The 16622-nt window shown below is 57.4% G+C and carries 14 protein-coding genes and 1 pseudogene; 3 read left to right on the top strand and 12 right to left on the bottom strand.

Annotated elements, in window-relative coordinates; all coding sequences use genetic code 11:
- Nucleotides 1-442: 442 nt before the first annotated feature.
- The 3 genes and pseudogenes from ACP8JZ_RS09240 to ACP8JZ_RS09250 all read right to left on the bottom strand — a co-directional run.
- Nucleotides 443-892 (bottom strand): annotated as a pseudogene (locus ACP8JZ_RS09240) (pseudouridine synthase); the annotation flags it as partial.
- Between the two features lie 272 nt (nucleotides 893-1164).
- Nucleotides 1165-1986 (bottom strand): CAMP factor family pore-forming toxin, encoded by an 822-nt coding sequence (locus ACP8JZ_RS09245; protein ID WP_286320157.1) that lies wholly within the window; start codon nucleotides 1984-1986, stop codon nucleotides 1165-1167.
- A 327-nt stretch (nucleotides 1987-2313) separates the two neighbouring features.
- A complete protein-coding gene (locus tag ACP8JZ_RS09250; protein WP_484482458.1) occupies nucleotides 2314-3135 on the bottom strand; it encodes a CAMP factor family pore-forming toxin in 822 nt (273 codons plus the stop codon).
- 709 nt (nucleotides 3136-3844) lie between these two features.
- Between ACP8JZ_RS09250 and trxA the strand changes: the two genes are divergently transcribed.
- The 3 genes from trxA to ACP8JZ_RS09265 all read left to right on the top strand — a co-directional run bounded on the left by trxA (nucleotide 3845) and on the right by ACP8JZ_RS09265 (nucleotide 5304).
- Complete coding sequence (trxA, locus tag ACP8JZ_RS09255) at nucleotides 3845-4171, top strand: thioredoxin (protein WP_306517127.1); 327 nt, start codon at nucleotides 3845-3847, stop codon at nucleotides 4169-4171.
- A 68-nt stretch (nucleotides 4172-4239) separates the two neighbouring features.
- Nucleotides 4240-4824, top strand: a complete 585-nt coding sequence (locus ACP8JZ_RS09260; protein ID WP_306517128.1) for a hypothetical protein — start codon at nucleotides 4240-4242, stop codon at nucleotides 4822-4824.
- Nucleotides 4825-4860: 36 nt separating this feature from the next.
- Nucleotides 4861-5304, top strand: coding sequence for an OsmC family protein (locus tag ACP8JZ_RS09265; RefSeq protein ID WP_306517129.1), 444 nt, complete (start codon nucleotides 4861-4863; stop codon nucleotides 5302-5304).
- 134 nt (nucleotides 5305-5438) lie between these two features.
- Here ACP8JZ_RS09265 and ACP8JZ_RS09270 read toward each other — a convergent pair whose 3' ends face one another.
- The 9 genes from ACP8JZ_RS09270 to rpmH all read right to left on the bottom strand — a co-directional run bounded on the left by ACP8JZ_RS09270 (nucleotide 5439) and on the right by rpmH (nucleotide 16190).
- The gene (locus ACP8JZ_RS09270) at nucleotides 5439-5684 is read right to left on the bottom strand and encodes a hypothetical protein (protein WP_323458104.1); all 246 of its coding nucleotides are present in this window, start codon (nucleotides 5682-5684) and stop codon (nucleotides 5439-5441) included.
- A 679-nt stretch (nucleotides 5685-6363) separates the two neighbouring features.
- On the bottom strand, nucleotides 6364-7317 hold the full coding sequence (locus ACP8JZ_RS09275) for a ParB/RepB/Spo0J family partition protein (RefSeq protein WP_306517131.1): 954 nt from the start codon (nucleotides 7315-7317) through the stop codon (nucleotides 6364-6366).
- A 29-nt stretch (nucleotides 7318-7346) separates the two neighbouring features.
- Nucleotides 7347-8261 carry a ParA family protein gene (locus ACP8JZ_RS09280; RefSeq protein WP_306517158.1) on the bottom strand — a complete coding sequence of 305 codons (915 nt, stop codon included), beginning with the start codon at nucleotides 8259-8261 and terminating at the stop codon, nucleotides 7347-7349.
- Nucleotides 8262-10966: 2705 nt separating this feature from the next.
- Nucleotides 10967-11551 carry a 16S rRNA (guanine(527)-N(7))-methyltransferase RsmG gene (gene rsmG, locus ACP8JZ_RS09285; protein WP_306517159.1) on the bottom strand — a complete coding sequence of 195 codons (585 nt, stop codon included), beginning with the start codon at nucleotides 11549-11551 and terminating at the stop codon, nucleotides 10967-10969.
- 1588 nt (nucleotides 11552-13139) lie between these two features.
- Entirely contained in the window at nucleotides 13140-13727 is a 588-nt protein-coding gene (locus tag ACP8JZ_RS09290; RefSeq protein ID WP_410172902.1) for a Jag family protein, read from the bottom strand.
- A 186-nt stretch (nucleotides 13728-13913) separates the two neighbouring features.
- Nucleotides 13914-15002, bottom strand: a complete 1089-nt coding sequence (yidC, locus tag ACP8JZ_RS09295) for a membrane protein insertase YidC (RefSeq protein ID WP_021103639.1) — start codon at nucleotides 15000-15002, stop codon at nucleotides 13914-13916.
- Nucleotides 15002-15433: a membrane protein insertion efficiency factor YidD gene (gene yidD, locus ACP8JZ_RS09300; protein WP_323457517.1), complete on the bottom strand. Its 432-nt coding sequence runs from the start codon at nucleotides 15431-15433 to the stop codon at nucleotides 15002-15004. Before yidD ends, yidC begins: the two co-directional genes overlap by 1 nt.
- A 6-nt stretch (nucleotides 15434-15439) precedes the next feature.
- Nucleotides 15440-16048, bottom strand: coding sequence for a ribonuclease P protein component (gene rnpA / locus ACP8JZ_RS09305; protein WP_323457516.1), 609 nt, complete (start codon nucleotides 16046-16048; stop codon nucleotides 15440-15442).
- A 7-nt stretch (nucleotides 16049-16055) separates the two neighbouring features.
- On the bottom strand, nucleotides 16056-16190 hold the full coding sequence (gene rpmH, locus ACP8JZ_RS09310; protein ID WP_021103642.1) for a 50S ribosomal protein L34: 135 nt from the start codon (nucleotides 16188-16190) through the stop codon (nucleotides 16056-16058).
- Nucleotides 16191-16622: the final 432 nt, after the last annotated feature.

Below are 16622 nucleotides of genomic sequence, written 5' to 3' on the forward strand. Positions count from 1 at the left end.
CACCGCTACCTTTTCGCCATTGGACGGCCTCACTCTGCGATGAGGTGACAGAAATCGCACGATCCCTCTGATCAGAAGGATCACACCATTGGCCAGACGTCAATGACTGGTCGCCATCCTTATCCTTGTGAGGAAGCCCATTGCTCTTGGTTGCCACATGCTGGCCAACACGGTTCGGCTCCTTCGTGCCCTGTCCAAAAAGATCATCCCCGCTCCCAGATGAACATTCCTGTTCCCGATGATCCTGTGACGTGACAGAAATCGCGCCCCCGGCAGGCGTGTTCTCGCCAAAGACTGCAACTGAGCCGTCCCTGGGAACTGCCACGTCGGGAGATGTCGCTGTCTCATCTTCTCCCAACCTCCCGAAGCCATGTGCAGAACCAGAGGGCGAGTCACCGATCACCCCCAGCGGTCCATCGTCCATCTCGCCCAGATCCAGCCAGGGCGCTACCAACCGATACGTCTTGCGCACCTGCCGACGTTCGAAAAGCGTCTGGTACGGGCATCGCCACTGTCGAGCGCAGGTGAGCATGAGGACACCGGATGTGACCCGGTCCAGACGATGCGCCACAGTCAGTTCCGGCATCTGGAGTTGCGTACGCAACTTGACGACGACTGATTCCAGTACATGCTGGCCTCGCGGGATTGACGACAGGAAATGTGGTTTGTCCACAACGAGGATGCGCTCGTCCTGATACAGGATCCCGATGGGGAATGGCACTGGCTTCTCATCTGGCAGATCACGATGGAAGAAGATGAAACACTGCGGCTCGAAGGTGGTCATCGCAGTAATCGGTACCCCATCCTGGGTGACAAATTTCTTCTCAGTGATCATCTCGTCGATACGCGATGGAGTGATCCGAGTGAGTTTCTCGACGAGGAAGTCCCGCAGGGTGGGCCATGGCCACCGATTCACGATGCCCCGGTCGTGCGAAAGCCGTCGACACTGTCCATGGTCGGGTGTACGCACCCAGGCTGATTCCAAACCGTGACGTTGCGGCAATGGTGAACGAGGCATCCGCCAAGCCTAGACCGTGTGTCCAGGTGACAGATGCCTCGTTCAGACAGATCTTTCCGTGTGAGCCCGCAGAAAGGGGTCACGGCGAAAATTTTGTGAGTGGGTACGCTTGCTCAGGTTCTATCTGATCAAGCGATTTTCACGGATCAAGCAGCTTTCTTGTCCTGAGCGGGAGCCTTCTTCTCCTTGTCGGGAGCAGCAAGAGCCTTCTGGTAGGCGTCGTTCAGCTCGGCCTCGGCAGCCTTGCAGTCACCCACAGTGGACTTGGCGCGGAACCACACACCAACAGCCTTCGAAATCTCCTTGTTGAGCTCCTTGACGACGGCCTTGTCCTTCTTGCCGTTGATGTTCTTGTTGCGATCGTGGCGCACCTGCCAAATGGCCTTGTTCAGATGTGCCTTCGTGTAGATGGTGGCGGGATCGGTGTCCTTGATGTCCGGCATGGCCACAGCAGCCTTGTAGCATTTTTCGACAGCGGCGATCTCAGCGTTGATCATGTCCTTGGTGGCCGTCGGGTCGACGAGGATGACAACGGCCTTGGTGATCTCCAGACCCATGGTGACATTGGCCTGACGCGGCTTGGTCTGCAGGTTGTCGACGGAGTTGTGGATCGTCTGGCCGATGGTGATGACGAGCTTGACGCGTGAGCCCAAGGTGTCCAGCTTGTAGGCCGGGACCTGACCGTTGGCAATCTGCTCGGCGAGATCACGCAGCCGGATGACGCTGTCCAGCAGGTCTCCAACCTGATCCTTGTAGTCACCAGCGGGAAGGATCTGGCGCAGACCCTTGAGGTCGCCAGCCTGTCCATCAAGATCCTTGATGATGCTCTTGGCATGATCAGCATCGGAGGACGAGACGGGAGCAGTACGGATGAGGGGGGCGGGATCCGCGGCAGCCTGAGCCGGAAGAGTGACGGGCACGAGCAGGGCACCGGCAACCAGCGGAGCTGCCATGTACTTCAACTTCATAAGAGTTCTCCTGTGTGTGAAAGATTGGCCGCCTTGTTGAGGCAGCTCCAACATATATTTCCGTTATCCTCCATCGCAACTGCCCTACTCATGAGGTACATGGATGAAGAACATGACTCGGTGCCTCACACAGTTTGAGCACTTGGAGTGCCACAGGATGAAAAAGGCACCCGCCACCTGAATCTCCAAGTGACGGGTGCCTGTCTGATCACATCACCCCTGAGCAACGCCCACATCGAGCGTCACGTCATGATCAGTTTTCATGGGTCTGATTGACCATCGATCCTCAGACCCGGTCAGTGGTTGAACGAACCAGCGTTCAGCAGATCACGCGACCTTCTCGCCACCGTTGGCAGGAGCCTTCTCCTTGTCGGGAGCAGCAAGAGCCTTCTGGTAGGCGTCGTTCAGCTCGGCCTCGGCAGCCTTGCAGTCGCCCACAGTGGACTTGGCGCGGAACCACACACCAACAGCCTTCGCGATCTCCTTGTTGAGCTCCTTGATGACGGCCCGATCCTTCTTACCAGCAAGGTTCTTCGCGCGGTTGTGACGCACCTGCCAAATGGCCTTGTTCAGATGCGACTTCGTGTAGATGGTGGCGGGATCGGTGTCCTTGAGGTCCGGCATGGCCAGGCCTGCCTTGTAACGGTCCTTGACAGCGGCGATCTCAGCAGTGATCTCGTCCTTGGTGGTCATTGGGTCGACGAGGATGACAACGGCCTTGGTGATCTCCAGACCCATGGTGACATTGGCCTGACGCGGCTTGGTCTGGAAATTGTTGACGGAGTCATGGATCGTCTGGCCGATGGTGGTGACGAGCTGAACGCGTGCGCTCAGGGTGTCCAGCTTGTAGAACGGAACCTTGCCCGTGGCGATCTTCTGTGCAGCACGGCGCAGATTGAACACAGTGTGCAACAGATCAACGACCTGGTCCTTGTACTCACCAGCCGGGAGGAACTTGAGCAGATCGCCGAGCTTGTCAGCCTGTCCATCAAGATCCTTGATGATGCTCTTGGCATGATCAGCATCGGAGGACGAGACGGGAGCAGTACGGATGAGGGGGGCGGGATCCGCGGCAGCCTGAGCCGGAAGAGTGACGGGCACGAGCAGGGCACCGGCAACCAGCGGAGCTGCCATGTACTTCAACTTCATAAGAGTTCTCCTGTTGCAGAAAGTAGTGCCTGCCTTGTGGAGGCACGCTCAATATACATTCCTGTTATACGTTCATGCAAACTCGCTACCCCACCTTCCACCGCAACAGACCAGTCACACCGGGGAACATCACTACCTATCTGACATCCCCACCACGAGTATGACGGTAAGGTCGCGCGTTCGATTAGGGCTTCCGCATGGGTCACGGACCAGGTGGTTGGCGTCGACCCTCCAGCAGTCCTGTAGTCCCCCACCAGCCCTGTGCTGATGACGATCACGACGGATTCAAGAGCAAGAGATGGCGACAACTTGGGATGCAGCGCACCAATCTTCAGGACCAATCTTGTGGAGAACCTCGTCCTTGTGAAAACCCTGCACTTGTGATGAGCTGCCACACAGCAGTCGGTGCACTCGACCGAAGCAAGCTGGCGGCTTGCACTGGAGCCACCAGCTGCCCGATCAGGGATTCTGGCCCCAACCAGATTTCTGAGACCATCCGCTCACGGAGCCCTGGACGTCAACGAGGGTAGGCGGAAAATCTCATGTGAATGAGTTCCCTTGGAGACTCTTGGGTGTCAACCGAGGCAGTGGTTGGCTTCATCACACGGAAGTTCAGTCTCGAGGCAACATGTGTCGGATAGGAGTTGGGACCACCAACCAGGCCGTCTAGGATCAGGGGCACCCCCTTTTCCCGCGTGAGAGGTCATTCATGAGCCAGGTCATCGAGGTCACCGAAGCCACCTTCAGTTCCGAGGTTGCGGGAGCAACCAAACCTGTTCTGGTCGATTACTGGGCTGACTGGTGCGCCCCATGCAAACAGCTGTCGCCCATCATCGAGGAAATTGCCGCTGCCCACAGCGACAAGATGACCTTCGCCAAGGTCGACACCAATACCAACCAGCAACTGGCTGCCTCCCAGGGAATCATGTCGCTGCCCACCATCCAGATCTGGCAAGACGGGCAGATCGTGAAGTCCGTCCAGGGCGGCAAGACGAAGAAGGCCTTGCTCAAACTCATTGACGAGTTCATCTCATGAGTCCAGCCTCCCATGGCCATTCGGATGCCCCTCCAGGTTCCTCTGAATCACCTGAGGAACCTGACGACGTGGCATACCGCGTCCCACGACGCAGAGCTGCACGTCGCGGTCCGGCTCGTGCCGCCGAAGAAAATCCTCGGCACACAAAGCTCCTGCTGACGATCCTTGCCTCGGTGATCCTCATAGTGATCGTGGCATTCATCCTCAGCTGGATTTTCTCGAACGATGACTCGTCAGCCCCCGAGAACGGCCCCACCGTCCATGCCGCCACCTGGCCGCTCCAATTGCCGCAGGGCGCGGGCAGCTACACCCGCGACCCCAACACGGCGACAAACCCAACGACCAAGGACGGTACTACCACCCTGTCCGCCACATATGCCAAGGACAATCAGGACGCGGTCATCGTTCTCATGAGTCGCCCGACGACTGATCTGGAGAAGTTCATGAAGGAAGCCGCCATGAGCTCCGTGACCACCCAGCCGGTAGCCGGAACATCCACCAAGGCCTTGTGCGGAACGAGTCTGGACAACGACAACACCAGTTGCGCCGTCCTCAAGGACGACACAGCTGTCCTCGCAGTGGGGCTGCTCGATCAGCCCCGGCCAGAGTTGGCTGCCGTGGCCGACTCCGTGGCGAAGCAGGCCGCGCACTGACCAGCCAGAATCATCTCGACGACTGAAAGAAGGATCATGTCCCGCACTGAGCGCAAGATCTCCCTCACCCGCACGAGCAGGGGAGAGTACACCGCCACCAACGATCGTGGCGGCACACTGCATCTGAGCGCAAACGGCACCTCTGATTTCACGCCTGTCGAAGCACTTCTGGCTGCCGTGGGGGCCTGCTCATCCGTCGATGTCGACGCTGTCATCAGTAGACACACAGAGCCGGACAGCTTCGAGGTGACTGTGCGTGCCGACAAGATCACCACACCCAACGCAGCGAGCAAATTGGACAACCTCGAGTTGCACTACACCATCGATGTCTCCACCGACGATGAGCGCGAGACCGAAAAGCTCAACACCCTCGTCGCACGCGCAGCACAAATTTCCCGTGACCGGGACTGCACCGTCTCTCGCACGGTCGAGGACCCGACCCAGGTGACATTTTTCGTCAACGGTGCCGAACTCGACTGACACATCCACATTCCCGTCGCCTGCTGTGAGTGGTTGTTGCCTGATTCCAGGTGCTCCGACCAGCGCCTTCGTCGAGGAACCTTCATCGAGGATGCCCACTTGGGGGAATATCCCACACCTCCCCCAGGTTGCCTTCAGGTTCCCATCCCATCGTTCAGATGACTTTTCTCGCATCTCGACGTTTTGGTAAAAGCTTCCGGTTGTAGGAACTCTTGCTGTACCCACGTGACCAGGCGGCTGGGCAGATCCACGTGAGATCCCACCGTCGTGCTCAGGTCGAGCTCCATGACTTGTACCGCGTTGGCGGAAGTATGCGCCACTTCACGGAAGCCAATGGCCCTGAGCCAGCTGATGTCGGGGGTCCACAGGTTGGATGACATGCCGGTTCCCGCTGCCTCAATGGCTGGCACCGACCCCGTCAACCAACCAGAAGTACGATTGATGAGCGATCGACCACATGCCGCGGCTGCGTGGCCACGACGCCCCGGTATCCATGCCGCAATGAGTGCTGCCGAGTCTTGCCGGCTGAGCCGCCCTGCCAGTGGATGGTTGACCGGCATCTCCTTGCCGGGGCTCGTCAGGATGAACGAGGTGACGCGTCCGGATTCCCACGTACCAACTCCGCACCCGCCCCACTGGGAGCAGGCAGCATCTGCCCATTGCGGGGGCTGTCCTGCGTCCAGCCCCAGGAGATGGGCAACATCGGCATCGCACACTTGATCGAAACGCTGTATGTGCTCTCGGGTAATTGTCCGTAACCGTCTCATCGTCTCCACCCCAGCACGATTCAACCACAGGCTCGCGACTGGCTCCGCGAATCCCCGAACCTCACAGATCCGAACCGCCAACTTCAGCAGCCGTTCGCATGGGTTCCACTGATCCCATGTGGACGTGGGTGACGAACACGGCAATCACGGTGATGACTGTTCACTGCCGCAGCAATGGTCAGTGACCTTGTGCACCATCCGTTCTGACAGTCTGCGACTCTGGATAAGACCAGCATCTGTGCAGAGACCTATCATGAAATTTACTAGTATCTTTGTCGATAAATATCTTTAACTATCTGTTCAGCAGTTTGAGCAAGTGCGCAAACTCGTCATCATCCCGGAACGAGAGCGAGATGGTGCCGCGCCCCGCTTTGCGCCGGATTTTCACCTTCGTGCCATATGCGTCGGAGAGTTTTACGCTCTCCTCCTGTGCCTGTGTGTCCATCGAGGGTTGCGGGCGAGATTTCTTTTCAGACTCTTCCCCGGCGTCTGGGGTCGGTATGAGCGCCAATTTCACTGCTTCCTCAGTTTGACGCACCGACAGGTCCTCGGCCACGATCTGCTGAGCCAGATTCTCCTGTTCTTGACCAGGCAAACTCAACAATGCTCGAGCGTGACCTGATGACAAGCTCCCCTCCAGTAGCAGGCTCTGTGCTCCCGGAGCGAGCTTCATGAGACGAATTGTGTTTGCGATGTAGGACCGAGATCGCTGTACCCGTCGGGCAACTTCATCCTGCGTGCATCGGAAATCGTCCATCATCTGCTGGTAGGCAGCAGCTTCTTCGAGGGGGTTGAGCTGTACGCGGTGCAAGTTCTCCAGGAGAGCGTCCCGTAGCATGTCCTGCGTATCTGTGTGGCGGACGAGAGCCGGAATCTCTGGCAGACCCGCACGCTGCGCAGCTCGCCAGCGACGTTCGCCCATGACGAGCTCATACTCGTCATCGTCAGTCTGTGTGACGACAATGGGCTGCAGCAGCCCCACCTGTTTGATTGACTCCGCCAGCTCATCCAGAGCTTGATCATCGAAGTGGGTACGCGGCTGATTCCGGTTGGGTCGTATCAAGGTAAGCTCCACCATTTTCAGTGAAGTGCCATCCGTGAATTTCCCATCACCTGCCTTATGATCATGCTTTTCATGGGGGTCTTCGAGATCGCGATCATGCTTTTCACTAGGGCTCTCGGTGATATCCGTTCGTTGGAAGAACTCTCCAAACCCTCGTCCCAGCCCCTGATGCTTTTGTGCCATTGTCCCTCCCAGTAGTTCTGTATGATATATCACTGAGCGTGACGATGAGCGAACTCAGCGGCAGCATCGCGATAGGCTCGAGCACCCGAAGAGTGCGGCTCATAGGTGAGCACGGATCGGGTGTAGCTCGGCGCTTCTGATACTCGCACTGAGCGTGGGATGACGGTGTCCAACGTCTCTCCACTGAAGTGTTCCCGCACCTCAGCTGTGACCTGCTGGGAGAGATTTGTCCGAGCATCATACATCGTCATGACAATTGTTTCGATGGACAAATCCGGATTGAAGGCCTGCTTCACAGCCGTGACTGTGCGCATGAGCTGTTGCACACCTTCCAACGCATAGTACTCGCACTGAATGGGCAGCATCACCTCATCTGCTGCCACCAGGGCGTTCAGCGTAAGAAGCCCCAGCGATGGTGGGCAGTCGATGAACACATAATCGACGTCGTGCGTGTCCAGGTATTCCTTGAGTGCCTTCCTCAGGCATGACTCGCGTTTGCTTTGTGTGACAAGCTGAAGTTCAGCTCCAGATAGATCTATTGTTGCTGGCACTACATCAAGTAGTGGACTCTCGGGACTCATTTGAGCCACCAAAGTGATCTTCTCCCCTTCCAGCAACACTTCGTATGTTCCTGGAGTCCCGACGTCATGGTGTACACCGAGAGCGGTCGATGCATTCCCCTGAGGGTCGATATCTATGACGAGTGTCCTCAATCCGCTCATGGCCAGGGCCGTCGCCAAATTGACGGTGGTCGTGGTCTTCCCCACACCGCCTTTCTGGTTGGCCACCGCAATTATTCGAGGTTCAGACGGTCCCGGCAGGGTCCGGGGCACTCTGACTGATGCCCCCTTGAAGTCATCCGGTTCTTCGATTTCCGGTTCGTCGGGACCATCGAACGCTGCTCGTTTAGGAGCCTTGTCGTATACCGGAACTTCGTTCGTCATAGGATTCCCTTCAGCACCTGATGTGTGTTTCACGTGAAACACGTCTACAGCTTGCGAAAACTTGGCTACTGGGCAGCGCACTCATCGCGATGACAGTACTCAATGCTACCGGTAGGTAGCCTTGGATTACAGCCCGACGATCAGAAAACGCATCGCTTTCGTGCACCGCGACACAGGCTTCGCGGCACATCAACACAGCAGAAAAGCTCCTCCGGATATCCCAAATCCATCTGACAGTTCGATAGCTTTACTCATGAAGGATGATAGCTTCCGACCAGAAAATCCATGCCAAGAGCAGGTTCTACTAGCATCTGTTGTGCTATGTGCAACAGAACGAGCAGCACAAAATCTGAATCAGGTACAGAGATGGTTTGAGATCAAGCTCATACCTCAGATGGATATCTACGTCAATGATGGGTGTTTACGTCAAAATAACACGTCACTACTCTCATAACAGGTTTCATCCATGTCATCCGACCCCGGGTAACATGTGTCATTGGAGAAGGCGCCTTGACTCCCCCGTACCCGCCAGGTTCATTCAGACAACAGACCGTTCTGACGACAATCCATTTGCCATGTGCCCGGAACACCGCCATACCACACGGGATACAGCGCGCAGTAGTGTACGGCCGGTCCGAAAAAACGTAACAGAGATAAAGGTTCTGATGGAGCTCCAATTGATCTCATGACCTGAGGCGTTCCAATCCCCAAGCTGTGGTGATCTGTTGTATTGCGCCACGCCAGCAGACAACGACACGCCTGATGTACTTTCACATATTCATATATTAATATTTTTATAGATAAATAAATCTAGTTATTCTAGCAGGTGCCTCACCTATCTCAGCCGATAAAAAAGTGACTGCACCCACGACAACACAGCCGCCACCCGGAAAGCTACTCTTAGCTACTGAAAACACATATCACCACTGGACGATGGGCACCAACCCTAGTGTGTGGATTGTCTTCTACTGGTAAGACGGTATTTTTGGTCTATCTTGGAGCAGACGGTCGGGTGAAACAGGATGGCATTGACCAGAGACTTGCACTGGCACAGTCCAATCTTCTCGGAGCTGCCATGCGATAGTGTGCCAAGAAAATCTTGACGATCTGGCGAGTACCGGAAATGGCCATCACCACGTTGATAGTGAAGCAAGCGCAGGTCAACATGATCAGATAGCAGCTACTCAGAGTAGATCGATCATGGACCGGTCGTGATTCGGGTGTTCACGACATCATGAACACACCGTGACTCACGGTTAGGCACAACGAGTCGGTTCTGGGGGGAGTAGATCAATAATGAAATGCAGTGCTGGGGTTTTCTGCAGATAGACGCGCGTTCAAATGCTCCAGAGTGTCTGATCTAGATATTCTCAATCGTTCGGATATCTTCTGCTACAGATCCAACCGTGAAGTCGGCTCTCTCGCCAGCTACAGCAATGAACAAGAGTTGATCGTGGAGCCGCCGAGGACCTCATCTCATGCCAGACACCAGCAGGAGAGATGTTTCACGTGAAACACAGCCGGTGACTGACATTCATCAGCCAGGAGTGACTCCACTCTAGAGATGGTGACAGCAGAACGAAGTTAAAACAGTTGGCTCACAAAATCGTGAACCGATAAGAACGGTAATCCGGTAAAGACGACAGGGACGGTAGTTCGGATGGCCGCTCAGCACCACATTCAGCGCGATGACATCTTTCTAGTGCCCAGCTTCTCTTGAATATCTCCAAGAAGACGATGTTCGGGATGAAGTGGGAAGAGCTCTGAAGATGGAGGTGCTCGGGAAATGAAGGTAGCCCAGGAAAATCACTGGAGGCTAGCTAGTAACCCCCGCTTCCTAGTGGCCCATTACCTAGATTCACCGTTATCATCAGAACAACAGGGAACGGCTACCTATCGATCGAGACCCTAGAGATCCCGTCCTTGACAACACATTCACAGGTGAAAAGCACTGGGCATGATCACAATCAGCATGCTGAGCAGACATGGGTGGACCAGCATGATCAACTCAGACTATGCAGCAAGTTACCGTGATCACCAAAAGCTGCGGCTCGATCCACAAGTCAGCAAGTCTAGGTCCTTGAGCGGAGGCGGAGTGATCCATCGGCTCGACAAGGGAGCGGGTCCGGTGGATGCAACTGACGTGAAAACTCAGAAACACTCAGCTCGGCAAAACAGACGGTGTCCATAGCCAAGGAACTAGTCCATCTACTGCTACTACGATGCGGATCCCGACAGGAATGAAAGATCGGCACCGCCAATTCGCAGCTGTGACCCAGTAACCCGGTGCCCAAGTGGTTCGGTGCCAGGGTTCCGGTACTCAAGTAGCTCCCCCGACTCAACCCAGCCCAGCGCAGCAAGGCGCTCAGTAGCGTAGCGTTGTCAAGAAATCGACATTACGGGGTGATGTGTCACATCATCTGCAGGAGAAGCACTGGGATTACTGGGAAGTCGAGGTACCTAAGTCGTGGTCGTGGTATCAACGGCAAAAGTTGTGCACCTTGTGGACAGGTACGGAGATGGTTCGAGATCAGCCCATACCCAAGATGAGATGGATATTTACGAGCACATGTCAATGTCAATATGACACGTCGCTACTCTCACAACAGGTTTCATCCACGTCATCCAGTCTCTTTCGTAGGATTAACACGTGTCATGGGGAAAATGCAGACGCAGGTTTCACAGCTGAATCAGACTCTCCCCAATCAGGCATGTCGGACCCGCACGACCCGAGTGGGGTCGGCATCAGCAGCAGCTCGAACGATGAGTACCTCTGCATCAAGCCGACGCTTGCGAAGTTCCTTGTCAGCCTTGGCTATTTCTCTGTCCACAGACTCCCCCTTGAGGGCAAGAAGCTCTCCTGAAGGTAGGAACAGTGGTGCAGTCCATGCCAAAAGTTTCGTGAGGTTGGCAACAGCCCGAGCGGTGACGACATCAAAACTCATGTGAAAATCTTCAGCTCGCGATCGGATCACCGTCACCTGATCGTCAAGATGAAGTTCGTCAACAACGGCCGTGAGAAATTGGTAGCGCCGAGCCAATGGCTCAATGAGCGTGATCTCCAAGTCAGGGCGTAGCAGGGCAACTGGAATTCCAGGAAGACCAGCACCGCTACCAACATCGGCAACCCGCTGTCCCTCGGGGATCAATTGAGCAACAGCGGCACTGTTGAAGATGTGTCGTTGCCACAGTCGCGGAGTCTCCCGTGGCCCGATGAGTCCTTGGGTCACGCCATCACTTGACAATATATCGACATATCTTTTTATGTCTGAATATTTTTCTTTATAAATGTCCCGTGCTGCGGTGTTCTCCTCGACAGTCGATGAGCTGGATGGGACCTCACTCGCCCCCTGGGATGGATCGTTCCTGGCAGCAGCGCTTCGGTCATGATCCCCAGACGCACTGCGACACCAGTCACGGTCACCGGCTACAGGGGCACTGCCACAACGATCATCCATCCCACTCACAGAGGTATCTTCACACAGTTACCGAGTCCGTGACCACAGGCGCAGGGGAGACATCGGAAACCAAGAGGACAGGAGCAAGCCACAAAAGACACGCGGAGGCAAGGTGTAACCCAGGGATCCCGATGAGGAAACGGAAAGCTCATGTGCACGCGGCTCGAGCACGTGACCGCAGAACTCGGAAAACAGGTCAACCTCATGGGAGCAATGGGAGGGTCAACACACACCACCCATGAGAGGGTGAAGCGGTGTGCGTGCGTGGCGAGACATCTCTCCGTGGGCACCACGAGGAGGTAATGAAGTCGCTCCCACGGGACACACGGGATCTGACACGGCGTGAGAGGTCGGTTGGGGGATGGGCTCATAGGGGCTCATTCACACATCTCGCGAGGTTGAGAACGTGTTGCGGGTGAAACCGTGCTCATGACGTCCTGACTGTTGCCGTGGGACTGCGTGCGTTCCATGGCAATGTGGCGATGGTCCTCGTGCCATTGGACGCCCGGGCCCACGAGCTGGACACCGGCCCCAAGAGCATGAAGGCAGACAGCGTCATCACACCATGAGGTACAACACACAGCACGATTCAACGATCATCGCTACGGCACCTCTGCCCAGGCAAGGGCTGTGTCGAACCAGGCATGTCGTGCCAGGCAAGGGCTGTGTCGTGCCCCCGGACAGAACGGGTGGAGCCTCAGACACTCCCAGCAAGGAGTAGTGACACGCAGGCCATCCACGCCGCCACAGCGTTGGGAAAACCTCAGGCCGTCATCGATGAGGAGCACAAAGCAACGCTGGGGTGCACGAAGAACTGCTGGGGGCGCACCGGCTGACCTCAGCTGCCAGATTCGTCACTTTGTCGACCTCCCACCAACATTTGTCGACCTTCGCCACCAGCACCTGAAGATCAAGCGATGACCATCACCCGTGTGACCGATGATCCAGGTACCACTCCCTTCGCTGTGGAAAGAAGCACTCCTAGTGTGGGCCCCGCTGGTTGGTGTGGGCACTGCTGGTGGAGATACCGCTACGCACGGGACAAGACCAGACATCATGGACACCCTCATGGGATCGCGCGGATCATGGGGCCTGGGAAATACTGCTCGACGCACAGGATGAGACCAGACATCATGAGCGCCCCATTGGGTCGCATGGAGATACGGCGTACGGGACGAGACGACATCATGGGCGCCCCCATGAAATAGGGTGGAGCGCCGCTCGCCGTATACGACAAGCAGGGCAGAAGCATGGATACCGAGACGACGACCCGTGCGAGCATCTATCACACGAAACGGGCCGCGATGCCGTCTGTACCGCGACCCGTCCTGAACTCAACTACCCGCCCTGTGTACTGACCACTCTGTGTGCTGACCGTTCTGCGCGGCGAGCTGCTCGCACAGGATCAGCAGCATCCTCGTCAGGATGAGGACCTCAGTGAAATCACAACATGCCTCCTGGGCTCCACACCGTCGGACTCGCTGAACAGTCCAGCGTCGGCAACAACGTCATGGACAATCTTGCGTTCAAAGGGATTCATGGGAGCCAACGACACCGGCTCACCGGACTCCTTGACGGACTGCACGGCCTCAGTGGCAAGGATGGCGAGTTCCTTGCGTCGATTCTCCCGGAACCCTGCGACGTCGAGCATCAGCCGTGACCGATGTCCGGTCTCTGTCATGACAGCCAGACGTGAGAGCTCCTGAAGGGCTTCGAGGACCTTGCCGTCGTCACCGACGAGTGTCTGGTTGTCAGTGACGATGGAGACGTGTGCCCGCCCGTTCTCGACATAAGTGTCGATGTCGCCGTCCAGATCAGCGATGTCGAGCAGATCCTCCAGGTAGTCGGCGGCAATGTCTCCCTCGGTCACCAAGGGGTTTTCGTGATCCTCCTCGGTGGCGGGGTGCTCGACATCCTCATGCCGTGCATCGGCTGCAGTGTGCTCATCTGGGGAATCAACGTTGCGTTGTGGAGTGTCGCTGGGGGACTCGGTGACATCCGTGGACATCTGGGTTGTGCCATGGTCTTGACTCATTGCGGTTCCTTCTTCACATCCGTTGCGAGGCTCGTCATCACCGATTTGCCTCGGCTGCCTGGGCGATCGTTCATGGGAGGTCAGTCACACCATCGCTGACGACAGTGCCTGGTCCGAAAAAACTTCCACCAAGGGCACTGCAGTCATGATGGGTTTCGGTCAGTGCTTGCGTTTCGACCGGGACTGTCGGGCGGGCTGTTGGCGTCGCACCACCTGCTTGTTGCCGTTGGCGTCCTTGCGAACCGTCTGGCGCGTCACCTGCTGGCGAGCGACTGCAGGCCTGGCGGCATCGCTGGGGTCGCCAGCAGGGGTGGGGGTGGCACTGACGACCTTGCGACGGCGCTTCTCGCGACGCTGGCGCTCGATCTCGTCGGGATCCTTGCCCTTGGCACGCATGCGCTCCTGCCAGTCGATGTAGGCCGGGGTGTTGGGGGTCGGATTGTTGCGAATGAGGATCTCCTGCTGACCCAGCGTCCACAGGTTTGACGTCGCCCAGTAGATCATGACGCCGATCGGGAAGCTCACACCGCTGAAGAGGTACATCAGCGGGAAGAGATAGATCATCATCTTCTGCTGCTGTGCCATCGGGCCGGTGAGTGCCTCGGGTGGCATGTTCTTACGCATGAGCTGCATCTGGGTGTAGAACAGCGTCACCACCATGATGATGATGAGGACGAGGGCAACGATCTGCGTGCCGCCGAATCCGTTGGTCATCGGCAGGAATCGTCCGGCCAGCTCGGCACCGAAGAACCTGGCATGTTGCAGGGACGCCACGAGCTCGGGGTGGTCGACGAAGAAATGGCCGCGTGGAGTTCCGCGGGAGGCCCCGTCGAGCACCCGGAACAGGGCGAGGAAGATGGGCATCTGCAGCAGGATTGGCAAGCAGGATGCTGCAGGGTTGACGCCCTCTTCCTTGTAGAGATTCATCATCTCCTGGCCGGCACGCTGCCGGTCGTCACCGTACTTGTCCTGGATCGCCTTCATCTTGGGTTGGATGAGCTGCATCGCCCGGGCGGAATTGATCTGCTTGACGAACAGCGGGATGAGCAGGATACGGATGAAGATCGTCAGGGTGATGATGGCGAGGGTCCACGTCGCACCGGAGTCCGAACCGAACACGGGGCTCCACATGGCGTGGAAGAGCACCACGAGTCCGGACACGGCCCAGTAGAGCGGAAGCATGATGGCATGGCCGATGGCATGGAAACCATCACCCAAGCCAAGCATGATCACCAGGGGATTGAGCATCAATTCTCACCTCGGGAATCGCAGGGCGTACCAGCAAGCACGTGCTGGTGGTTCCCGGCCAGGCCGGCGCGGGAATGGTCAGATGAGGTGGTCCCGACGTCATGCGCGCCGTGCCGACCTCCAGTGAAAGTCGTCACCCATCCTCGGGTGACGGTCTCAGGATGCAGTTCGGCCCACTCGTGAGCCTCAGGGGTGTCGGGGACCGGGTCGTAGCCGCCATGTGACCAGGGGTTGCAGCGCAGGATCCGCCAGACGATCATCGGTGTCGCCCGGAACACCCCGTGCACCTGCAGGGCACGCAGCCCGAAGGAGGAACAGGACGGCTGATACTTGCACACCGGCCCGTACAGCGGCGAGATGAAGGTTCGCCATGCTTTGACCACGGCGATGACAAGCCACGTCAGTGGGCGAAATCTGCCGATCCTGGACATGGACGCTCACACCTCCCGACGCACCGGGCTCATTGTAGGCTGCTCACCAGCTGTGACAGGCCCCTGCGCATCGTCACCCGCGGTGTCGATGTGAGCACCAGTGTCGTCAGGTGTCCGACCATTGGTCTGCGGACAATTGTCACATGCAGAGTCGGTCGACGACTGGGCGGCAGTACGGCGTTGGAGTTTGTCCAAGGCCTTCGTCCACGCCGAGGACAGATCGCTCGGCAACTGCTGGGGACGTCTGGCTGCGGCGGGTAGGGCACGCACCACGATCAGGCATCCCAATGGCAACTGCTCGGCAAGGGGACGGGCCAAGTGACGTAACTGACGTGCCACCCGGTGCCGGGTCACGGCATTTCCCACTGCCTTGGACACGACGAAACCGACCCTGGGTGCTGCACCAGGGTCGGAACATGTCGTGGCGTCCGCGGGTGTGGACACCAGCGTCCCTGTGGACAACCTTGGGGGCAATGAGAATGACTCCCCATCGCACCGGGAGTGGGGCATCCATCCCGCATGGACGACGAGAGTCTGACGACCGGACCGGACTCCACCGCGAGTCGCGGATCGAAAGTCCTCGGACCGATGCATCCGCGACCGCGCGGGAAGCACGTCGGACTCAGGCAGAGAGCTTGGCGCGACCCCTACGACGGCGAGCCGCTAGGATGGAGCGTCCGGCGCGGGAGCTCATGCGATGACGGAAACCGTGGTTACGGGAACGACGACGGTTGCTGGGCTGGTAAGTGCGCTTCACGGGGATGTTCTCCCTTGTGTCTTGGGGATCACCCGGGAGGACGAGGGGTGCTCTTCCTCAGGCCGGGGCGCCCGGCCGGGCGCAGGAAAGTGCGTCACCGCCACCAGGCAGTGACTGCAGAACTCTACTTGTCCGACTGCTGAAGCGCAAACTGGCGGAGCAATGGATGACCCGTTGTCCACAGTGTGCAAATCACACTGATGTAGCGACCCGCCTGGCGAGCCGTTCATCGTCGTGACCTTCGAAAACTTCTTGCACCACGACACAGAGATGGCTAGCGTCAACGTTCCACAAGGTGTGCACAATCCCGCATGACTTGTGGAAAACTTTGTGGATAAGCTTGTCCTGATCTCGTCGTGCGGATCAGCCCTGATTTTGTCGCACGGATCAGCAGGGCCATCTGCACAGTGATGTCAATCGGAAAGGAGTGGG

Source organism: Cutibacterium sp. LaCa_286 (assembly GCF_057198075.1).